18 protein-coding genes are annotated in these 22029 nt (G+C 68.6%); 15 read left to right on the top strand and 3 right to left on the bottom strand.

The window, feature by feature from the left end; all coding sequences use genetic code 11:
• Positions 1-61: 61 nt before the first annotated feature.
• The 11 genes from Tharo_RS05760 (at position 62) to Tharo_RS05810 (ending at position 14514) form a co-directional block, all read left to right on the top strand.
• Positions 62-1243: an ABC transporter substrate-binding protein gene (locus Tharo_RS05760; protein ID WP_107220378.1), complete on the top strand. Its 1182-nt coding sequence runs from the start codon at positions 62-64 to the stop codon at positions 1241-1243.
• A 118-nt stretch (positions 1244-1361) separates the two neighbouring features.
• Positions 1362-2228, top strand: a complete 867-nt coding sequence (locus Tharo_RS05765) for a branched-chain amino acid ABC transporter permease (protein ID WP_107220379.1) — start codon at positions 1362-1364, stop codon at positions 2226-2228.
• A 3-nt stretch (positions 2229-2231) separates the two neighbouring features.
• Positions 2232-3203: a branched-chain amino acid ABC transporter permease gene (locus Tharo_RS05770; protein ID WP_107220380.1), complete on the top strand. Its 972-nt coding sequence runs from the start codon at positions 2232-2234 to the stop codon at positions 3201-3203.
• Positions 3196-3951 (top strand): ABC transporter ATP-binding protein, encoded by a 756-nt coding sequence (locus Tharo_RS05775; protein WP_107220381.1) that lies wholly within the window; start codon positions 3196-3198, stop codon positions 3949-3951. The genes Tharo_RS05770 and Tharo_RS05775 overlap by 8 nt, the downstream gene beginning before the upstream one ends.
• Positions 3944-4657 (top strand): ABC transporter ATP-binding protein, encoded by a 714-nt coding sequence (locus tag Tharo_RS05780; RefSeq protein ID WP_075147519.1) that lies wholly within the window; start codon positions 3944-3946, stop codon positions 4655-4657. The genes Tharo_RS05775 and Tharo_RS05780 overlap by 8 nt, the downstream gene beginning before the upstream one ends.
• Before the next feature lie 86 nt (positions 4658-4743).
• On the top strand, positions 4744-5517 hold the full coding sequence (locus tag Tharo_RS05785) for an alpha/beta fold hydrolase (RefSeq protein ID WP_107220382.1): 774 nt from the start codon (positions 4744-4746) through the stop codon (positions 5515-5517).
• A 148-nt stretch (positions 5518-5665) separates the two neighbouring features.
• A complete protein-coding gene (locus tag Tharo_RS05790; RefSeq protein WP_107220383.1) occupies positions 5666-5833 on the top strand; it encodes a rubredoxin in 168 nt (55 codons plus the stop codon).
• 69 nt (positions 5834-5902) lie between these two features.
• Positions 5903-7432, top strand: coding sequence for a 3-hydroxyacyl-CoA dehydrogenase PaaH (gene paaH, locus Tharo_RS05795; protein WP_107222329.1), 1530 nt, complete (start codon positions 5903-5905; stop codon positions 7430-7432).
• 138 nt (positions 7433-7570) lie between these two features.
• The gene (locus tag Tharo_RS05800) at positions 7571-9316 is read left to right on the top strand and encodes an NADH-ubiquinone oxidoreductase-F iron-sulfur binding region domain-containing protein (protein WP_245881010.1); all 1746 of its coding nucleotides are present in this window, start codon (positions 7571-7573) and stop codon (positions 9314-9316) included.
• Entirely contained in the window at positions 9316-12135 is a 2820-nt protein-coding gene (locus Tharo_RS05805; protein ID WP_107220385.1) for a molybdopterin-dependent oxidoreductase, read from the top strand. The genes Tharo_RS05800 and Tharo_RS05805 overlap by 1 nt, the downstream gene beginning before the upstream one ends.
• A 195-nt stretch (positions 12136-12330) precedes the next feature.
• Positions 12331-14514: a malate synthase G gene (locus Tharo_RS05810; protein WP_107220386.1), complete on the top strand. Its 2184-nt coding sequence runs from the start codon at positions 12331-12333 to the stop codon at positions 14512-14514.
• A gap of 73 nt (positions 14515-14587) precedes the next feature.
• Here the strand turns inward: Tharo_RS05810 and Tharo_RS05815 are convergent, their stop codons facing one another.
• Together Tharo_RS05815 and Tharo_RS05820 are read right to left on the bottom strand one after the other, a co-directional pair.
• Positions 14588-16216, bottom strand: a complete 1629-nt coding sequence (locus Tharo_RS05815; protein ID WP_107220387.1) for an MFS transporter — start codon at positions 16214-16216, stop codon at positions 14588-14590.
• Between the two features lie 81 nt (positions 16217-16297).
• Positions 16298-17107, bottom strand: a complete 810-nt coding sequence (locus Tharo_RS05820; RefSeq protein WP_107220388.1) for an outer membrane protein assembly factor BamD — start codon at positions 17105-17107, stop codon at positions 16298-16300.
• A 13-nt stretch (positions 17108-17120) separates the two neighbouring features.
• On the opposite strand from Tharo_RS05820, the gene Tharo_RS05825 reads away from it, so the two are divergent.
• Together Tharo_RS05825 and pgeF are read left to right on the top strand one after the other, a co-directional pair.
• A complete protein-coding gene (locus Tharo_RS05825) occupies positions 17121-18080 on the top strand; it encodes an RluA family pseudouridine synthase (protein WP_425444946.1) in 960 nt (319 codons plus the stop codon).
• Positions 18081-18088: 8 nt separating this feature from the next.
• Entirely contained in the window at positions 18089-18841 is a 753-nt protein-coding gene (gene pgeF / locus Tharo_RS05830; RefSeq protein WP_107220390.1) for a peptidoglycan editing factor PgeF, read from the top strand.
• A 73-nt stretch (positions 18842-18914) separates the two neighbouring features.
• Here the strand turns inward: pgeF and Tharo_RS05835 are convergent, their stop codons facing one another.
• Positions 18915-19130, bottom strand: coding sequence for a hypothetical protein (locus Tharo_RS05835; protein ID WP_107220391.1), 216 nt, complete (start codon positions 19128-19130; stop codon positions 18915-18917).
• Between the two features lie 86 nt (positions 19131-19216).
• On the opposite strand from Tharo_RS05835, the gene Tharo_RS05840 reads away from it, so the two are divergent.
• Entirely contained in the window at positions 19217-20962 is a 1746-nt protein-coding gene (locus Tharo_RS05840; protein ID WP_107220392.1) for a PHA/PHB synthase family protein, read from the top strand.
• 113 nt (positions 20963-21075) lie between these two features.
• Positions 21076-21816 carry an acetoacetyl-CoA reductase gene (phbB, locus tag Tharo_RS05845; protein ID WP_107220393.1) on the top strand — a complete coding sequence of 247 codons (741 nt, stop codon included), beginning with the start codon at positions 21076-21078 and terminating at the stop codon, positions 21814-21816.
• Positions 21817-22029 lie beyond the last annotated feature (213 nt).

A 22029-nucleotide genomic window follows, 5' to 3' on the forward strand; every position in this document is an offset into this window, starting at 1 on the left:
CCGAGAAAGCGGCGGGCAGTTCTGCCTGCCATGTAAATGGATGAACCAGGAGGAGAGTCACATGAGCAAGCAGAAACTGATGCAGCGCATGGCCGGTGTCGCTGGAGTCGGCCTGATCGCCCTGCTGCCGATGGGCGGCGCCTACGCGGCGGACAAGGTCAAGGTCGGCCTGATGCTGCCCTACACCGGGACCTACGCCTCGCTGGGCAATGCGATCACCAACGGGTTCAAGCAGTACGTGGCCGAGCAGGGCGGCAAGCTGGGCGGGCGCGAAGTCGAATACTTCGTCGTCGATGACGAGTCCGACGCCGCCAAGGCCACCGAGAACGCCAACAAGCTGGTCAAGCGCGACGAGGTCGACGTGCTCGTGGGCACGGTGCACTCGGGCGTGGCGCTGGCGATGGCCAAGGTCGCGCGCGACACCAAGACCCTGATGATCATCCCCAACGCCGGGGCCGACGAGCTGACCGGGCCGCTGTGCGCGCCCAACGTGTTCCGCGTGTCGTTCTCGGCCTGGCAGCCGGCCTACGCGATGGGCAAGGTGGTGGCCGAGCGCGGGCACAAGAACGTGGTCACGGTGACCTGGAAGTACTCGTTCGGCGAGCAGTCGGTAGCCGGCTTCAAGGAGGCCTTCGAACAGGCCGGCGGCAAGATCGCCAAGGAGCTCTACCTGCCTTTCCCGAACGTCGAGTTCCAGCCTTTCCTGACCGAGATCGCCGGCCTCAAGCCCGATGCGGTGTTTGTGTTCTTCGCCGGCGGCGGCGCGGCCAAGTTCGTCAAGGATTATGACGCGGCAGGGCTCAAGAACAGCATCCCGCTGTACGGCTCGGGTTTCCTCACCGACGGCACGCTGGAGGCGATGGGCGGTGCGGGTGAGGGCGTGATGACCACCCTGCACTATGCCGACGGCCTCGATACCGAGAAGGACAAGACCTTCCGCACCGGCTACGCCAGCGCCTACAAGATGCAGCCCGACGTCTATGCGGTGCAGGGCTATGACGCCGCCCAGCTGCTCGGTGCAGGCCTGGCCAAGGCGCCGGCGGGCAAGTTCGACAAGGATGCGGTGATGAAGGCGATGAGCGCGGCCACGGTCGATAGCCCGCGCGGCGCATTCACCCTGTCGAAGGCCAACAACCCGGTGCAGGACATCTACCTGCGCAAGGTCGAAGGCAGCCAGAACAAGGTGGTCGGCGTCGCCGCGCCCAAGCTGGCCGATCCCGCACGCGGCTGCCGCATGAACTGATCGCTGCGTCGATCGCATCGCCTGCGCCGGCCGTGCCGGCGCAGGGTTTTCCTTCCCACGCACTTTCATCCACCGTATCCCGCCGCCCTGGGCGAGTCCGGGAGGGGGAGGCCCAAGCATGGATTTCGTTTCCTTCCTGATCCAGATCCTGAATTCGCTGCAGTACGGACTGCTGCTGTTTCTGGTGGCCAGCGGGCTGACGCTGGTGTTCGGGATCATGGGCATCATCAACCTGGCGCACGGCAGCTTCTACATGATCGGCGCCTACATGGCGTTCGCGCTCACCAGCGCGACCGGCAACCTGATGCTGGCGATCGTGCTCGGCATACCGCTGGCGTTCGCCTTCGGGGCACTGCTCGAGAAGCTGTTGTTCGTGCATCTGTACAAGCGCGACCACCTGCAGCAGGTACTGCTCACCTACGGGCTGATCCTGATCTTCGAGGAGCTGCGCAGCCTGACCATGGGCGACGACGTGCACGGGGTGGACATCCCGGCGCTGTTCTCGGCCTCGATCCAGCTTTCGGACACTCTGTCCTACCCGGTCTACCGGATCGTGATCTCGGTGGTGTGTGTGGCCCTGGCCGCCGGGCTGTGGTGGCTGATGCAGCGCACCCGGCTGGGGATGATGATCCGCGCCGGCTCGCACAACCGCGAGATGGTGCAGGCGCTCGGCGTCAACATCGACCTGCTGTACCGCAACGTGTTCGCCCTCGGCGTGGCGCTGGCCGCGCTCGCCGGCATGCTCGCCGCGCCGGTGTCCTCGGTGTATCCGGGGATGGGCGGCAACGTGCTGATCATCTCCTTCGTGGTGGTGGTGATCGGCGGCATCGGCTCGGTGTGGGGGGCGCTGGTGGCGGCGCTGCTGGTGGGCTTTACCGACACCTTCGGCAAGGTGCTGGTGCCCGAGTTCGCCGGACTGGCGGTGTACCTGGTGATGGCGGTGGTGCTGCTGTGGCGCCCCGAAGGCATCTTCAAGAAAGGCTAGGCGATGAATTCCAGAATCCCGCTGTTTCTACAACTGCTCGCGCTGCTCGTGCTGATCGCCTATCCGCTGTACGGCTCGAGCTTCTACGTCGAGATGCTGGCCAAGACCCTGGTGATGGCGATCTTCGCCATGAGCCTGGCGCTGCTGGTGGGCTTCACCGGGCTGGTCAGCCTCGGGCATGCGGCGTATTTCGGCATCGCCGCCTACGTCGTGGCGCTGGTGACGCCCAAGTACGACCCGGCCAGCTTCTGGTTCGCCTTCCCGGCCTCGGTGCTGGCCGCGGCGCTGGCCGCGCTCGTGATCGGGCTGTTCGTGCTGCGCACCAAGGGCATCTACTTCATCATGGTGACGCTGGCCTTCGCCCAGATGGCCTACTACATCTTCCACGACACCCCGCTGGGCGGAGGCTCGGACGGGATCTACCTGAACTTCAAGCCCGATGCGGCGATTGGTGGCTGGGTGCCGTTCGACCTGAACGAGCCGCTGCAGATGTACTACTTCATCCTCGCGGCGATGGTGGCGGTGTTCGTGCTCTTGAAGCTGGTGCTGCGTTCGCCGTTCGGGCGCGTGCTCGCGGGCATCCACAGCAACGAGCACCGCATGCAGTCGCTGGGCTACGCCACCTTCCGCTACAAGCTCGCCGCATTCACGCTGGCCGGCGCGCTGGCCGGGGTGGCGGGCTTCCTGTACGCGGTGCTGTTCGGCTTCGTCACCCCCGAGTACCTGTCGTGGCACCAGTCGGGCAACGTGCTGATGATGGTGATCCTGGGCGGCATGGGTAGCCTGGCGGGGGCGGCGGCCGGGGCGTTCGCCTTCATCGGCCTGCAGGAGCTATTCACCGACCTGAGCAAGCACTGGCAGCTGCTGATGGGCAGCGTGATCGTGCTCGCGGTGCTGTTCATGCCGGACGGGCTGGCCGGGCTGCCCAAGCGGGTGATCCGCATGATCAACTGGGGAGAGGACAAAAATGGCTGAGGCAATGCTCGTGGCCGACCGCCTGACCCGCCACTTCGGCGGGCTGACGGCCAACGAAGAAGTGTGCATCACGCTCGAGCGCGGCACCCTGCATGCCTTGCTCGGCCCCAACGGCGCGGGCAAGTCGACCTGCATCAACATGCTCTCGGGCGATCTGCCGCCCTCGTCCGGGCGCATCCTGCTCGGCGGCCGGGACGTCACCCGGCTGTCGGCGGCGGCGCGCTCGCACCTGGGGATCGGACGCAGCTACCAGCGCACGAACATCTTCCCGCAGTTCACCGTGCTCGAGAATTGCCGCCTGGCAGCGCAGTCGCGCCGGCCGCGGCCGTGGAAGATCTTCACCGACGCCCAGCGCCTGAGCGACACCGTCGAGCGCGCGCGCGCGGCGGTCGCCGAGGCCGGGTTGGGCGGGCGCGAGGCGCGGGTGGCGGGCACGCTGTCGCACGGCGAGCAGCGCCAGCTCGAGATCGCGATGGTGCTGGCGACCGACGCCAGGGTGCTGCTGCTCGACGAGCCGCTGGCGGGCATGGGCTCGGAGGAGTCGGCGAAGATGGTCGAGCTGCTGCGCAGGCTCAAGGACGGGCGTGCGATCCTGCTCGTCGAGCACGACATGGATGCGGTGTTTGCGGTCGCCGACACGATCACGGTGATGGTCAACGGCGCGGTGCTCGAATCGGGCCCGCCGGTGCAGATCCGCAACAGCGCCGAAGTGCAGGCCGCTTACCTGGGAGAGGACGAACATGTCTGAGACGCTGCTCGAAGCGCACGACCTGCACACTTATTACGGTTCGAGCCACATCCTGCACGGCGTCGATTTCCACATCGCGAAGGGTGAGGCGCTGGGGCTGATGGGGCGCAACGGCATGGGCAAGACCACGCTGATCCGCTCGATGCTCGGGCTGGTGCGTCCGCGCCACGGCACGGTCAAGGTCAATGGCGACGACATGACCGGGGCGAGCACGCACCGCATCGCCCTGCGCGGCATTGCCTACGTGCCCGAGGGGCGGGGAATCTTCCCCAACCTGAGCGTGCGCGAGAACCTGATCATGGCCGCGCGCGCCGGCGTCGACGGTCAGCGCACGTGGACCTTCGAGCGCGTGATGGAGACCTTCCCGCGCCTGGGCGAGCGCCTGTCGAACGGCGGCGGGCAGCTCTCGGGGGGCGAGCAGCAGATGCTCACCATCGGCCGCGCGCTGATGACCAACCCCGACCTGCTGATCCTGGACGAAGCCACCGAGGGCCTGGCGCCGCTGATGGTGAAGGAGATCTGGAACGTGGTCCGCACCATCCGCGAAACCGGCATCGCCACCGTGATCGTGGACAAGAACCACGCCGCGGTGACCGCGCTCACCGACCGCTCGATGATCCTGGTCAAGGGCCAGGTCGTCTTCGACGGCCCGAGCGCGGCGGTGCGCAACGACCCGGAATTGATCCAGAAGCATCTCGGCGTCTGAAAATAACACGCAGGGGGCCGCCCACCGGGCCGGCTCCCGCACCGGCCGCCCGCCAAGGGCGGCACCCCAAACGGAGTTTGTTCACGATGAAGACAGTCGGTATCGGCGGCACCCGCCTCGAATACGTCCGATTGCCCTCGGCACATCCGCGCGAGGGCGCCCCCGCGATCGTTTTCCTCCACGAAGGGCTGGGCTCGGTGGCGATGTGGCGCGATTTTCCGCAGCGCGTGGCCGATGCGACCGGATGCGAGGCCATCGTCTATTCGCGCGCCGGCTACGGCCGCTCCGACCCGGCGCCGCTGCCGCGCACGGTGCGCTACATGCACGACGAAGGGCTGACGGTGCTGCCGGCGCTGCTCGCCGAACTCGGTGTCGAGCGCCCGCTGCTGTTCGGGCACTCGGACGGCGGCTCGATCGCGCTGATCTGCGCCGGCGGGACCGACGTTGCGCTCTCCGGGCTGATCCTGATGGCGCCGCACGTGATGGTCGAGGACATCTCGGTCGCCAGTATTGCCGCCGCCGGGCAGGCGTGGACCACGACCGACCTGCCGTCCCGGCTGGGGCGCTACCACAACGACGTCGAGGCGGCCTTTCGCGGCTGGAACGACATCTGGCTGCACCCGGATTTCCGCGCCTGGAACATCGAGCAATATCTGCCAGGCATCACCGTGCCGGTGCTCGCGATCCAGGGCGAGGACGACGAGTACGGCACCATGACGCAGATCGAGCGCATCGCCGCCCAGGCGCGCGACGTCGAACTATGCCGGCTCGCCGATTGCCGGCATTCGCCGCACAAGGACCAGCCGCAGGCGGTGCTCGACACCGTCGCCGCGTTTGTCGAGCGCGTGCTCGAAGACTGAATGCCGGATCGCGAGAACATCCTGCCCCACACACGAACGGAAGCACGACCGTGCTCCGCGTCCGGCTTGCGCCGGTCCGGAAACGGCGATGAGTCCGCCGCAGTTCCCCTCGTCACATGCGGGCATTTGCCCCTCACGGAGAGTCACCATGGCCCAATACCAGTGCAGTGCATGCTATTTCCCTTACGATGAGGCCGAAGGCCTGCCCGAACATGGCATCCCTGCCGGGACGCGGTGGGAGGATGTGCCGGCCGATTTCGTCTGTCCCGACTGCGGCACGCCGAAGTCGAACTGGATGGAACTGAACACCGACTGAACCGGGCTTCACGGGGGGCGTCAGCCGCACCCCGGAGGCTTTTCCCGAGTCCCCTTTTTGGAGATGGACGTGGCAGCACTTTCGACCTCGACCCGCATCGCCGTCATCGGCGCCGGCGCCATGGGCAGCGGCATCGCCCACGTGGCGGCCCGCGCCGGCCACACGGTTTATCTGTACGACATGAACGCGGAGGCGGTTGCGCGCGGCCGCGACGCGATCGGCAAGGACCTGCGCTTTCTCGTCGGCAAGGGCAAGCTCGCCGCAGCCGAAGCCGAGGCGGTGCTGGCGCGGGTGATCGGCAGCAGCCGCATCGAGGATCTCGCCGATGCCGGTCTGCTGATCGAGGCCATCGTCGAGAACCTCGAGGTCAAGCAGAAGCTGTTCCGCCAGCTCGAAGAGCTGGCCGGACCGCAGGCGATCCTCGCCACCAACACCTCGTCGCTGTCGATCACCGCGATGGCTGCGGTGCTGGCACGCCCGGAGCGGCTGGCCGGAATGCACTTCTTCAACCCGGCGCCGCGCATGGCGCTGGTCGAGATCGTCTCCGGCCTCGCCACCGACCCCGAGGTCGCGGGCACGCTGTACGACACCGCGAAGGCCTGGGGCAAGACTCCGGTGCATGCGAGCTCGACGCCGGGCTTCATCGTCAACCGCGTCGCTCGTCCTTATTACGCCGAGGCCCAGCGCGTGCTCGCCGAGCGTGCCGCCGCCCCGGCGACGCTGGATGCGGTGCTGCGCGAAGCCTGCGGCTTCCCGATGGGGCCGTTCGAGCTGATGGACCTGATCGGCCACGACGTCAATTACGCGGTGACGAATTCGGTGTTCGATGCCTACCATGGCGACCGCCGCTACACCCCGAGTCTGATCCAGCGCGAGCTGGTGCTGGCCGGGCGCCTCGGGCGCAAGTCGGGGCAGGGTTTCTACGACTACCGCGACGGAGCGGAAAAACCGGCGCCGGCGGCGGAGCCCGCGGCGGCGGCGCTGCCGGCGCTCGTGGTCCACGGCCGCCTCGGCGTGGCCGAGCCGCTGGTGGCGCGTCTCCAGCAGGCCGGCATCGCCGTCGAGCGCAGCGCGGCGAGCGCGGCCGAGGGGGGCGGCGAGCTGCGCATCGGCACGGCGCGCCTGGCCCTGTCCGACGGCCGCACCGCCACCCGGCGGGCGCACGAGGAAGGGACGCCGGAGCTGGTGCTGTTCGATCTCGCGCGCGACTACGCGAGCACGCCACGCCTGGCGCTGGCCCGTGCCGACCAGTGCAGCGATTCCGCCTGGCAGGCAGTGGTCGGCACCCTGCAGGCGGCCGGGATCGCGCTCAGCCGGGTCGACGACGTCGCCGGTCTGGTGGCGCTGCGCACGGTGTGCATGCTCGCCAACGAAGCCGCCGACTGCGTGCTGCAGGGCATCGCCACTGCGGCCGACATCGATACCGCGATGCGCAACGGCACCAACTACCCGGAAGGGCCGCTGGCCTGGGCCGACCGCCTCGGCACGCCCTTCGTCGCCCGCGTGCTGGAGAATCTGCGTGCGCATTACGGCGAGGAGCGTTATCGTCTATCTCCGCTGATCGCCCGCCGCGCCCTGACCGGCGCCACCCTGCACTGAGCATCCGAAGATCGGGTCCGGCGGGACGGTGCCCGGCGGCGGGGGAGCGGCACCGCCGCCGCTGCGCCCGGGGGGCACCGCCCCGTGCGCAGCCCGGCAACCTGCTCCGAGGAGAGCCCCATGTCTGCCCGTTCCGCGATGCGCGGACCTACCCGTCCGCCGCTGTCCGAAACCGCGCGTGACGCCGCGCGCGCCGCGCTTGCCGGCGAGGCGCCGCGCCGCGACCGCCTGATCGAATACCTCCACCGCCTGCAGGACGCGCACGGCGCGCTCCACGCCGGGCACCTCGCCGCGCTTGCCGAAGCGCTGCAACTGGCGCGCGCCGAAGTGTTCGAGGTCGCGACCTTCTACCACCACTTCGACTTCGTTGCCGAGGGCGGCGCCGCCCCGCCGGCGCTCACCGTGCGCGTGTGCGATTCGCTCGGCTGTGCGATGGCGGGCGGGGCGGAACTCGCCGCCGCGCTCGCGACGCGGCTCGGTGCTGGGGTGCGGGTGCAGCGCGTGCCCTGTGTCGGGCGCTGCGACAGTGCGCCGGTCGCGGTGGTCGGGCAGCGCCCGGTGCTGCACGCCGATGTCGACACCGTCGCCGCGGTCGTTGCCAGCGGCGAGCGCGAAGAAGCGCTGCCCGCTGCGATCCGCTTCGACGCCTACCGCGCCGCCGGCGGCTATGCGCTGTGGGAAGCGGTGCGCAGCGGCGCGCGCGATCCCGCGTCGATCGTCGCCGCGCTCGACGAGGCCGGCCTGCGCGGGCTGGGCGGCGCAGGCTTTCCCGCCGCGCGCAAGTGGCGCACGGTCGCGGCGCAGCCGGCGCCGCGCCACATGGCGGTGAATATCGACGAAGGCGAGCCGGGGACCTTCAAGGATCGCCACTACCTGTCGACCGATCCGCACCGTTTCATCGAAGGCATGCTGATCGCCGCCCGGGTGGTCGGCATCGCCGCGATCTGGATCTATATCCGCGACGAATACCCGGCGCTGCGCCGCCTCCTCGCCGAGGAACTCGAGCGCGTGCGCGCCGAATGGCCGGAGCTGCCGCCGATCGAACTGCGCCGCGGCGCCGGCGCCTACGTCTGCGGCGAAGAGTCGGCGATGATCGAGTCGATCGAAGGCAAGCGCGGCATGCCGCGGCTGCGTCCGCCCTATGTCGCCGAAGTCGGCCTGTTCGGCCGTCCGACGCTGGAGCACAACCTCGAGACGCTGTGGTGGGTGCGCGATATTGTCGACATGAGCGCCGAGCGCGGCGCCGACGGGTTTGCGAGCCACGGCCGCCACGGCCGCAAGGGCCTCCGGAGCTTCTCGGTCAGCGGCCGCGTGGCCCGGCCCGGAGTCGTCGTCACCGATGCCGGCATCACCCTGCGCGAGCTCATCGACGAGCACTGCGGCGGCATGCTCCCCGGCCACGAACTGTACGGCTACTTTCCCGGCGGCGCCTCGGGCGGCATCCTGCCGGCGCGGCTGGCCGATGTGCCGCTCGATTTCGACACCCTGGCGCCCTACGGCTGCTTCATCGGCTCGGCCGCGATCGTGGTGTTCTCGCAGCACGACCAGGCACGCCTCCTCGCCGAAAACGCGATGGCCTTCTTCGCCCATGAATCCTGCGGCCAGTGCACGCCGTGCCGGGTCGGCACGGCGAAGGCGGCGCAGCTGATGCAGGCGCCCGCGTGGGACGCCGGCCTGCTCACCGAACTCGGCAGGACGATGATGGACGCTTCGATCTGCGGCCTCGGCCAGGCCGCGCCGAACCCGATGCAGTCGGTGCTGCGCTTCTTCCCGCACGAAGTCGGAGGCGCGCGCGCTGGCGCTGCAGGGGGTGCCTCGCCGACGGCCCCCGATGCCTGCGCCGCCCCTCCGGCGCCGCATGCAGACGACACGAGGAGCGCATGATGAACGCCACCGACCGGATCCGCTTCGAGCTCGACGGCCGTGACATCGACGCCGCCCCCGGAGAGTCGATCCTGCAGGCCGCGCGGCGCGCCGGCACGGACATCCCGCACCTGTGCTACACGGACGGGCTGCGCGCCGACGGCAACTGCCGCGCCTGCGTGGTCGAGATCGACGGCGAGCGTGTGCTTGCCCCCTCATGCTGCCGCGCGCCCCAGCCGGGGATGAAGGTGAAGGCCGCAAGCGAACGCGCGCGCGCCTCGCAGCGCATGGTGCTGGAGCTGCTGCGCGCCGACGTGCCGGCTGCAGCCGAGAAGAGCGACTCCGAACTTGCGCACTGGTGCGAGGCGCTCGGCGTCGTGGAGCCCCGCTTCACGCCCCGTACCAACCCCACGCCCGATCGCAGCCACCCCGGCATCGCCGTCGATTTCGCTGCCTGCATCCAGTGCACGCGCTGCCTGCGCGCCTGCCGCGAGGAGCAGGTGAATGACGTGATCGGCCTCGCCCGCCGCGGTGCCGATACCGCGATCGTGTTCGATTTCGGCGACCCGATGGGGGATTCGAGCTGCGTCGGCTGCGGCGAATGCGTCCAGGCCTGCCCGACCGGCGCGCTGCTGCCGGCGACGCTGCTCGATGTCGCCGTTGCGCCGGCGTCGGCCGCCTACCGTCCGACCCGGCAGGTCGATTCCCTGTGCCCCTACTGCGGCGTCGGCTGCCAGGTGAGCTACCACGTCGCCGGCGAGGGCGCGGCGCAGCGCATCGTCTTCGCCGAGGGGAGCGACGGCCCGGCCAACGCCGGCCGCCTGTGCGTGAAGGGGCGCTACGGCTTCACCTACAGCCGCAACCGCGAGCGCCTGACCACGCCGCTGATCCGCCGTCCGGAAGTGCCCAAGGGGACGGTGGTCGATCCGGCCGATCCGCTGTCCGCATTCCGCGCGGCGAGCTGGGACGAAGCGCTCGACGCCGCCGCCGCCGGACTGCTGCGGATCCGGCATGCCCACGGCCCGCACGCGCTTGCCGGCTTCGGTTCGGCCAAGGGCAGCAACGAAGAGGCCTACCTGTTCCAGAAGCTGGTGCGGACCGGCTTCGGCACCCACAACGTGGACCACTGCACGCGCCTGTGCCACGCCTCTTCGGTGGCGGCGCTGCTCGAAGGCATCGGCTCGGGCGCGGTGTCCAATCCAGTGCGCGACGTCGACTTCGCCGACGTGATCATCGTCATCGGCGCCAATCCGGCGGCCAACCACCCGGTGGCGGCGAGCTTCATCAAGAACGCGGTGAGGGGTGGCAACCGCGGTGGCAACCGCGAGGGCAATCGCGAGGGCAATCGCGAGGACAACCGCGGCGGCGCGAAACTGGTGCTGATGGACCCGCGTGCGACCCCGCTCGCGCGCCATGCCTGGCGCGTGCTGCAGTTCCGCGCCGACGCCGATGTCGCCCTGCTGCTGTCGATGGCGTGCACGATCATCGAGGAAAGGCTCACCGACGCGGCCTTCATCGCCGCCCGCACCGAAGGCTTCGAAGCTTTCCGCGAGGTCGCGCTGAAGTACCCGCCCGAGCGCACCGAGGCCCTCACCGGCATCGCCGCCGCCACCGTGCGCGAGGTCGCGCGTGCCTACGCGCGCGGGCCGAACAGCATGATCCTGTGGGGGATGGGGGTGTCGCAGCACACCCATGGCACCGACAACGTGCGCGCGCTGATCGCGCTGGCGCTGATGACCGGCCAGATCGGCCGCCGCGGCACCGGCCTGCACCCGCTGCGCGGCCAGAACAACGTCCAGGGCGCCTCCGACGCCGGCCTTATCCCGATGATGCTGCCCGACTACCAGAAGGTGGCCGATCCCGCCGTGCGGGCGCGCTTCGAGGCACTGTGGCAGGCGCCGCTGGCGCAGACTCCCGGCCTCACCGTGGTCGAGATCATCGATGCCGCCTGCGCCGGGCAGATCCGCGGCATGTACATCGAAGGCGAGAACCCGGCGATGTCCGACCCCGATCTCGCCCATGCGCGCGAAGGCCTGGCGAAGCTCGAGCACCTCGTGGTGCAGGACATCTTCCTGACCGAGACCGCGATGCTCGCCGACGTCGTGCTGCCGGCTTCGAGCCTGTTCGAGAAGAGCGGCAGCTTCACCAACACCGACCGCCTGGTGCAGCTCGCGCGTCCGGTGCTGCCGCTGCCGGGCGGGGCCCGCCCGGACTGGTGGATCATCCAGGAGATCGCCCGCCGGATGGGGCTGGCGTGGGATTACCCCGGCCCGGGGGCGGTGTTCGACGAGCTCGTGCGGGCGATGCCCAGCCACGGCGGGATGAGCTGGGCGAAGCTGGAGGCCGAGGGCGCGATCGTGGCGCCGAAAGTCGCTCCCGATGCGCCGTCCGAGCCGGTGCTGTTTCAGGAGTGCTTTCCGACCGCCAACGGGCGCGGCCGCTTCGTGGCGGTGACGCCGTTGCCGGCGGCGGAGCTGCCCGATGAGGACTACCCGATGGTGCTGATCACCGGGCGTGTGCTCGAACACTGGCACACGGGGTCGATGACGCGCCGCGCTGAGGTGCTCGATGCGCTCGACCCGGACCCCTGGTGCGCGATCCATCCGGCCGATCTCGCCCGTCTCGGCGTCGCCGCGGGCGGGCGGGTGGCGCTGCAGACCCGGCGCGGGCGCATCGAGCTGGAGGCGAGGGCGGACGAGGGCGTGCGCACCGGCAGCGTGTTCATGGCGTTCTGCTACCGCGAGGCGGCGGCCAACCTGCTGACCCAGCCCGCGCTCGACCCTTTCGGCAAGATCCCGGAGTTCAAGTATTGCGCGCTGCGGGTCGAGGCCGTGCCCTGAGCGCGGCGGCTGCGGGGCCTTCCGGATCGTGGTGACCGGGCGTGTGCTGCAGGCAGGGGCTCATCTGTTGTATCTTATAGAGGACTTTTGTCCGCCGGTCTTGACCCACGCGCCGATCGATCGCATCCTTTTTCGGTTGCGCGTGGTGCGCAGGACGTGCGTTGATCCATATTCTTGTCGAAGAGAGCCCGAAAAATGACCGAACGAGTGACGTGTCAGCGCCTTCAGGTCGCTGCAAACCTGAAGCGTTTCATTGAAGAAGAAGCCCTGCCCGGCAGCGGTGTCGATGCGGTAGCGTTCTGGTCCGGTTTCGATGCACTGATCCACGAGCTGGCGCCGAAGAACCGCGCCCTGCTCGCCGAGCGCGACCGCCTGCAGGGCGAGATCGATGCCTGGCACCGTGCCCACCCCGGCCCGATCGCCGACATGGCGGCCTATCGCGCCTTCCTCGAATCGATCGGCTATCTGCTGCCCGTGCCGGCCGATGCCAGGATCACGACCACCAACGTCGATGACGAACTCGCGCTGCAGGCCGGCCCGCAGCTGGTGGTGCCGGTGATGAACGCACGTTACGCGCTCAACGCCGCCAATGCGCGCTGGGGCTCGCTGTACGATGCGCTGTACGGCACCGATGCGATTCCGCAGACCGACGGCGCCGGACTGACCGCCGGCTACAATCCGGTGCGCGGGGCGAAGGTCATCGCCTTCGGCCGCCGGCTGCTCGACCAGGCCGCGCCGCTCGCCGGGGCTTCGCACGCCGACGCGACCGCCTACGCCGTGGCCGGCGGCAAGCTCGTGGTGACGCTGAACAACGGCAGCACCACCGGGCTGCAGCAGGCGGACAAGTTCGCCGGCTACCAGGGCGAAGCCGCGGCGCCGAAAGCGGTGCTGCTGAGGAACAACGGCCTCCACATCGAGATCCAGATCGACCGCGCCGGTGCGATCGGCAAGGGCGACGGCGCCGGGGTGAACGACCTCCTGCTCGAAGCCGCGGTGTCGACGATCATGGACTGCGAGGACTCGGTCGCCGCGGTCGATGCCGAGGACAAGCTCGTCGTCTATCGCAACTGGCTCGGGCTGATGGCCGGCACCCTCGAGGACACGTTCGAGAAAGGCGGCAAGCCGATGACCCGCCGCCTCAACCCCGACCGTGAATACACCGGCGCCGATGGCAAGGCGCTCAAGCTGCACGGGCGCTCGCTGCTGTTCGTGCGCAACGTCGGCCACCTGATGACCAACCCGGCGATCCTCGACGGCGTCGGCAACGAAGTGCCCGAAGGCATCATGGACGCGGTGGTGACGACGCTGATCGCCAAGCGCGACCTCGAACGCAAGGGCAACTCGCGCCGCGGCAGCATCTACATCGTCAAGCCCAAGATGCACGGCCCGGCCGAAATCGCCTTCGCCGACGAGCTGTTCACCCGCGTCGAGCAGCTGCTCGGCCTGCCCGCCCACACCGTCAAGCTCGGCATCATGGACGAGGAGCGCCGCACCAGCGTCAACCTGGCCGCCTGCATCGCCGCCGCGCCGGCCCGCGTGGCCTTCATCAACACCGGCTTCCTCGATCGCACCGGCGACGAGATGCACACCGCGATGGAAGCCGGCCCGATGATGCGCAAGGGCGAGATCAAGAACAGCAAGTGGATCGCCGCCTACGAGCGCCGTAACGTGCTGATCGGGCTCGCCGCCGGGCTGCGCGGCCGCGCCCAGATCGGCAAGGGGATGTGGGCGATGCCCGACCTGATGGCGGCGATGCTCGAGCAGAAGGTGAACCATCCGAAGTCGGGCGCGAACACCGCCTGGGTGCCGTCGCCGACCGCGGCGACCCTGCATGCGCTGCACTATCACCAGGTCAGCGTGGCTGCGGTGCAGCAGGAGATCGAGAAGCTCGACCTGAACCGGGAGGCCGCCGCGCTGCTCGACGACCTGCTCACCGTTCCGGTGGTGGCGAAGGCCGGGTGGAGCGCCGCCGAGCGCCAGCAGGAACTCGACAACAACTGCCAGGGCATCCTCGGCTACGTGGTGCGCTGGGTCGAGCAGGGCGTGGGCTGCTCCAAAGTGCCCGACATCAACGACGTCGGCCTGATGGAAGACCGCGCCACCCTGCGCATCTCCAGCCAGCACATCGCCAACTGGCTGCGCCATGGCGTGGTCGGCGCCGAGGAAGTCGAACAGGCCCTGCGCCGGATGGCTGCGGTGGTCGATGGGCAGAACGCCGGTGACCCGGCTTACCGCCCGATGGCGCCGAATTTCGACGATTCGGTGGCCTTCCAGGCCGCGCGCGCGCTGATCTTCGAAGGCTGCACCCAGCCCAGCGGCTACACCGAGCCGCTGCTGCACCGCTACCGTCAGCAGTTCAAGGCCAAGGTCGGCGGCTGATCGCCGATTCTGCGCGCTGTGCAGTGACAACCGGACCGGCGCAAGCCGGTCCGGTCGTTTACGCCACCGGGTTTCAGGGCGATCCGGTTTTCATCGTTTCGGCGACGTAGCGGCGCACGCGAGGCGGCTCCGGCCCCAGGTGGAAGGCGAGACGCTGCGCGCGCAAGCCGATGTCGGCGGCGGTGAAGCGCTCCAGCCGGCGCAGGTGCTCGACCCAGTTCTCGTCGAGGAAGTATTCGATATAGCGTCCGGGCAGCGTGGTGTCGCGGAACAGCCCCCACGACAGCGCGCCCTGGCGCAGGCGGGCGCGCCGGGTCTGCTGCATGACGGCATTGAAGGCGGCCGCTTGCGCAGGATCGATCCGGTATTCGATCGTCACCATCACCGGGCCTTCGTCGGGCCGGATGTCGATCACCGGCTCGCCTACGCTCCTTGCCGCCGGTGCCGGCGTCATGTCCTCGTCGCCGCCGCCGCCGACCCTCAGGCCGCGGGAGAACCAGGTGAACAGAGGGCCGAGAGCGGAGGCGGTGAGGATCGCGACCGCGAGCGTGCCGTGGCTGGCGACATAGCCCCAGAGTGCGGCGCCGGTGGCGCTGCCACCCATCAGGGCCATCTGGTAGATCGACATGCCGCGTGCCCGGACCCAGTTCGGCAGCGCGGTCTGGGCGGCCACGGCGAGGGCGTTGGCGGTCAGGACCCAGGCCGCGCCGGCTAGGGCACAGGCAGGCAGGGCGGCGGCCAGCACCGGGGACAGCGCCACTGCGGCCGCAGCCAAGGCGTGGATGCAGCTTCCCCACAGGATGAAAGTGTCGCTGCGGATGCTGCGGCGAAGACGTGGCAGAAAGAGCGCGGTGAGGATCGCGCCGACGCCCATCGCGGCAAGCAATGCGGTGAAACCGCCGGCGCCGGCGCCGAGTTCGCGGGCGAGCAGCGGCAGCAGGGCGAGCAACGCACTGGACTGGAGGAAGAAGACGCAGGCCCGCAGCAGGACGATGCGCATGCGCGGCGATTGGGCAACGTGCTGGACGCCGACCCGCATCGCGCCGAAGAAGCGTTCCCCGGGCAGGGCGCTGGCGCGTGCGGGCGCTTTCCAGCGCAGGATCAGCACGAAGGCGAGCAGCGACAACGCCGCGTTGATGATGAATACGACGTGGCTGCCGGCGCCGGCAATCAGGGCCCCGGCGACGATCGGCCCGATGATGCGCGATATGTTCATCGCGATGCCGTTGAGGGCGAGGGCGCTCGACAATTCGTGGCGCGGCACGATATCGGGCACGATGGCGGCGAACACGGGCCAGCGCATTGCCATGCCGATGCCGTTGGCAAAAGTGAGGGCGAGCAGCAGCGGAGCGGTGAGCAGTTCCGCCAGCGACAGCGTGGCGAGGACGGCGGCGATGGCGGCGACCCAGAGCTGGGTGAAGGCAAAGTAGCGACGGCGGTCGACGATGTCGGCAAGCGCCCCGCTGGGCAGGCCGAGGAGGAACACCGGCAGGGTGGAGGCAGCCTGCACCAGGGCCACCATGACGACGCTGTCGGTGAGCGAGGTCATCAGCCAGGCGCTGGTGACCTCGTTCATCCACATCGTGATGTTCGCGGTCAGCCAGGCTAGCCACAGCATCCGGAATACCGGGGTGCGCAGCGGCGCGAGCGCCGAGGAAGGAGGGGCGGCAGCAGGGGCGGAAGCGGGCGGAGGCTTGCTCATGTCGCGTGCGTGGCGAGGGAGGCTGGCCGATGCCGTCGCCGGAGCCGCCTCAGGCCGGGCCGGGAGCGCCTCCGGGGATCGTCACCACAACTGCCACCAGGGTTTGTCGCTCACCGGGCCGCCGCGGAAGTAGGCGCTGTCGGGAAAGTTGGCGTGCATGACCCGGTCGGCATCGTCGCGCAGGGCGTTCATGCCGAGCGCGTCGTAACTCTTGACCAGCAGGAACAGCGCTTCCTCGATGGCGGGGGATTTCGGGAAGTTGGTCACCGCGGTCTGGGCGCGGTTGATCGCCGCGACGTAGGCGCCGCGGTTGTAGTAGTAGCGCGCCACGTGGACTTCATGGGAGGCGAGCGAGTTGACCAGGTACTGCAGGCGCGCGCGCGAGTCTTCGGCGTAGCGGCTTTCCGGAAAGCGCTCGATGAGCTGGCGGAAGCTCTCGAAGGCTTCCTGGGCGCCTTTCGGGTCGCGTTCGGAAAGATCCTGGCGCGACAGGTTGGCGAGCAGGCCGAGGTCTTCGTTGAAGTTCACCAGCCCCTTCAGGTAGTACGCGTAGTCCACGTTGGGGTGGTTGGGGTGGAGCTTGATGAAGCGGTCGGCCGCAGCGAGGGCGAGCGCCTGTTCGCCCTGCTTGTAGTAGGCGTAGGCGACTTCGAGCTGGGCCTGCTGGGCGAAGCGGCCGTAGGGATAGCGTGCCTCGAGCTTTTCGAACAGGGTGATGGCGCGGTCGTAGGCGCCTTCGGTCATCGAGGTCTTGGCCTCGGAATACAGCGTCTGGGCATTCCAGCCGGCGGTCTCGTCGATCTGTTCCGGCAGCATGCCGCAGCCGCCGAGCAGCAGTGCGCCAATGAGCGCGACTTTTCCCGTTAAACTTCCGAGGGTGAACCTGGCCATCGAAGACACTCGCGTGAATGAACGCGCCGATTATATCCCAGCCGACGACGACGACTCGCTCGAAGCGCTGACGATTCCTGCCGAACTGGGCGGACTGCGGCTGGACCAGGCGCTGGCGCGCCTGTTTCCACAGCACTCGCGCAGCCGTCTGCAGTCCTGGCTGAAGGAAGGCTTCATCCGCATCGACGGCGGCTCGCCCGGCGTCCGCAGCAAAGTGTGGGGCGGTGAATGCGTCGAACTCGATCTGCCGCCGCCGCCCGAGGTGGCGGCCGAACTGCCCGAGGACATTCCGCTGCAGGTCGTGTTCGAGGACGAGCACCTGATCGTCATCGACAAGCCGGCGGGTCTGGTGGTGCACCCGGGCAGCGGCAACTGGAGCGGAACCCTGCTCAACGCCTTGCTCCACCACGCGCCGGTGCTGGCCGGCGTGCCGCGCGCCGGGATCGTCCACCGCCTGGACAAGGACACCAGCGGCCTGCTCGTGGTGGCGAAGACGCTCCCCGCGCAGACCGAACTGGTGCGCCAGTTGCAAGCGCGCACGGTGAAGCGGCATTACTGGGCGCTGGTGCATGGCGGTCTGGAAGGCAGCGGGGTGGTCGATGCGCCGATCGGCCGCCATCCCAGCCAGCGCACCCGGATGGCGGTGGTCGGCAACGGTCGCGCGGCGCTGACCCGCTACGCCGTGGTCGAGCGCTTCGCGCGTTGCACCCTGGTCGAGTGCCGACTCGAAACCGGGCGCACGCACCAGATCCGGGTGCATATGGCGCACCTTGGCCATGCGCTGGTGGGCGATCCGGTCTATGGCCGGGCGCGCAGCGGCGATGCGCGTCTGGACGCTTTCCCACGTCAGGCGCTGCATGCCTTCCAGCTCGGGCTGCGCCATCCGCACGACGGGCAGGAGCGGGTGTGGCAGGTGCCGATGGCGGCCGATTTCGCAGCCTTGCTCGATGCGCTGCGCGGGCGTGGACAATGAGTCGGGTGATGGTGTCTTGGCGGGAGGACGTACCTGGCCTGCTTCGCCCCGACTGGGATTTGCCGGCCGGAGTGGAGGCGGTGCTGACGACGCGTGCAGGCGGCTTCAGCCATGGTGCATTTGCTGGTTTCAATCTCGGTGACCATGTCGGGGACGATCCGGAAGCGGTCGCCTCGAACCGGGCGTGGCTATGCCGGACTCTTTCCGTCACGCCCTTGTGGCTGGCCCAGGTCCATGGGACGGCGGTGGCCGACGCCGACTCCGTGCAAGGCCTGCCGCAGGCCGACGCCGCCGTGGCGCGCGGTCCGGCACGCGCCTGCGCGGTGCTGACCGCGGACTGCCTGCCGGTGCTGTTGTGCGACGATGCGGGCAGCGTGGTCGGGGCCGCTCATGCGGGCTGGCGCGGGCTGGCCGCCGGCGTGCTGGAGGCGACGGTGGCGCGCATGGCGGTGGCGCCGGCGCGGCTGCGAGCCTGGCTGGGGCCGGCGATCGGCGCGCAGGCCTTCGAAGTCGGAGACGAGGTGCGCGCGGCTTTCGTCGCCGACGATCCCGTGGCGGCGGCCGCGTTCACGCCGGGGATGGACGCGGGGAAGTGGATGGCCGACCTGGAGCGACTCGCCCGGCGCCGGCTGTACCGGGCGGGAGTCGTGCGGGTTGCCGGCGGAGGGGTGTGCACCGTGTCGACGCCGGACCGGTTCTATTCGTACCGGCGCGATGGCGTGACCGGCCGCTTCGCTTCGCTGATCTGGCTGCGGTCCTGACGGAAGGGCAGGGTGCGGCCCCAGCGGACTCGTTTCGCATGGCTGCGGCAGAGGTCCCAAGCCTTGCTTCGGGCTATTGATCGGAGCCGGTTTCGGCTCTATCGTTGTGCTCCGGTGCTTCCCGCGCGCGCTGCCGGCGCCGGCGTGCGGGAGTGCCCAGCAGCCACATGAAGAGCGCCAGCGGAGCCAGGCCCCAGAAGACGAAGGTGAGTGCGCCGGCAAGGATGCTGTCTTCGGCTGCGGCAACGAGGATGACGACGTAGAGCCAGGCGATTGGAATCAGGTACATGGGTCGATTTTAAAGCCTCGGGCGCTCGGGAATCGCAAACAATCGCGGTGGCGGCGAGTTGCCGCGGCCAGGACGAGGAGAGGTGAATGGCGGATTCAGCGGGCGGGCAGATGCCGCCGGGCATGCACGCGATGTTCATTACCGGCCAGGCGATGGCGCAGGGCTTTTTCGACACCTTGGCGCGCCAGCACGCTGCGCTGCTCGATTCTTCCGGTGCGGCCACGCCCCGCCTGCCGATGCCGGAGGCCGAAACCCTGGCGATGATCCAAAAGGCGTATGCGGAAAAGCACGCCGTGCTGTGGTCCTCGATGCTGGCGCGCGAATCCGGCACGGCGGTCGAAGCGGTCGTGGCCCCCGAGCCCGGCGACAAGCGCTTCGCCGCGCCGGAATGGTCCGCAAGCCCGCTCTTCGACTATCTGCACCAGGCCTACCTGCTCAATGCAGGCTTGTTGCGCGAGGTGGCCGAGGCGATGCCGATCGCCGATGGTCGTGCCCGTTCCCGCCTCCAGTTCCTGACCCGGCAGTACACCGACGCCCTGGCGCCGAGCAATTTCGCCGCGACCAATCCGGAGTTCATCAAGACCGCGCTCGAAACGAAAGGCGAGAGCATCAGCCGCGGCATTCGCAATCTGCTCGCCGACCTCGAAAAGGGGCGGATCTCGATGACCGACGATGCGGCCTTCGAGGTCGGGCGCAACCTGGCGCTGACGCCGGGCGCGGTGATCTTCGAGAACGAGCTGATCCAGCTTATCCAGTACGCGCCACTCACCGACAAAGTGGCACAAAAGCCGCTGCTGATCGTGCCGCCCTGCATCAACAAGTTCTATGTCATGGACCTGCAGGCGGAGAATTCGCTGGTGCGCTTCATCGCCGAACAGGGCTTCAGCGTGTTTCTGGTGTCGTGGAAAAACCCCCGTCCGGATAGCGGCGGCCATTTCACCTGGGACGACTACCTGGACAAGGGGCCGCTCGCGGCGCTGGAGGTGGTGCGCGCGGTGACGCGGGTGGAAAAGCCCAACGCGCTGGGTTTTTGCGTCGGCGGCACTCTGCTCGCCTCGGCGCTGGGGGTGGCGCGCGCGCGCGGCGAAGAGCCGGTTTCGAGCCTGACCCTGATGACGACCCTGCTCGACTTCTCCGAGGCCGGCGAACTGGGCTGCCTGGTGGACGAGGCCAGCCTGGCGGCGCGCGAGGCGGCGATCGGCAAGGGCGGCGTGCTCAAGGGGCAGGAACTGGCGAACGTGTTTTCCTTCCTGCGCGCCAACGATCTGGTCTGGCAGTACGTGGTGGGCAACTACCTGAAGGGCGGCACTCCGCCGGCTTTTGATCTGCTGTACTGGAACTCCGATCCGACCAATCTGCCCGGCCCCTTCCTCGTCTGGTATTTGCGTAACATGTATCTGGAAAATAACCTGCGGATACCGGGCAAGCTGAAAATGCTGGGGCAGAAGGTGGATCTCGGCAAGCTCGATATGCCGGCCTATCTGATGGCGGCACGGGAAGATCACATCGTGCCGTGGAAGGGGGCTTATCTGGGGCGTGGCCTGCTCGGCGGCGAAACCACGTTCGTGCTCGGCGCCAGCGGCCACATCGCCGGCGCGATCAACCCCGCGTCGAAGAATCGCCGCAGTTTCTGGACCGCGGACGTCGATGCGGCCGACCCGGACGAATGGCTGGGGGCGGCGGTCGAGCACAAAGGGAGCTGGTGGCTGCACTGGATCGAATGGCTGCGGGCCCGCAGCGGGAGGAAGATCGCCGCGCGCGGCCGTTTGGGCAGCACGAAGTACGAACCCATCGAACCGGCCCCCGGGCGCTACGTCAAGGAGCGCGCCTGAGGCGGGAAGGTGCGGGATCGGCCGGCGGTGGCAGCATCGGAGGCGGGAGCTGCCGCCGTACGTTGGATAAACCTGCCTGACAGAGCGAACCCGTTTAGGGAGAGGAGAGAACGATGTCCAGAGTTGCATTGGTAACCGGTGGCATGGGGGGGCTGGGCGAAGCGATCTGCATCAAGCTTGCGGCCCTGGGCTACAAGGTGGTGACGACGCATTCGCCGGGTAACACGAAGGCTGCGGAGTGGCTGCTGACCATGAACAACATGGGCTACGGCTTCAAGGCCTATCCCTGCGACGTGTCGGATTTCGATTCGAGCAAGGCCTGCGTCGAAACCGTGACGCGGGAAGTGGGGCCGGTCGATGTGCTGGTGAACAACGCCGGGATCACCCGCGACATGACGTTCAAGAAGATGACCAAGGCCGACTGGGATGCGGTCATCGGCACCAACCTCGACAGCGTGTTCAACATGACCAAGCAGGTCATGGACGGCATGGTCGAGCGGCGCTGGGGGCGGGTCATCAACGTGTCGTCGGTGAACGGCCAGAAGGGGGCGTTCGGCCAGACCAATTATTCTGCGGCGAAGGCCGGCATGCACGGTTTCACCAAGGCGCTGGCACTGGAAGTTGCACGCAACGGGGTGACGGTCAACACGATTTCTCCGGGTTACATCGGCACCAAGATGGTGATGGCGATCCCGCAGGAAATCCTCGATTCGAAAATCCTGCCGCAGATTCCGCTCGCCCGCCTGGGCAAACCGGAAGAAATCGCCGGTCTGGTGGCTTACCTGTCGTCGGAGGAGGCGGCGTTCGTGACCGGGGCCAATATTTCGATCAACGGCGGGCAGCACATGTTCTGAGTACCGAGGGCCGCGGCGAAGCGGCAGCCAAAGTGACGCGCCCTCCAGCGGGCGCGCTTTTTTGTCCGGAGACTGTTTTTATTGCGTTGCAACACGGTCCCTCGAGTGTGTTTATAATGCCTCTGCTCGGCAGCTGATGCGCTGCCGCATGAAGGGCCGGACCCGTTTCCCGGTGTGTTTGCGGAGCGGATCCGGCATTGAAAATCGCCTCGG

The sequence above is a fragment of the Thauera aromatica K172 genome (genome assembly GCF_003030465.1).
GTDB lineage: Bacteria > Pseudomonadota > Gammaproteobacteria > Burkholderiales > Rhodocyclaceae > Thauera > Thauera aromatica.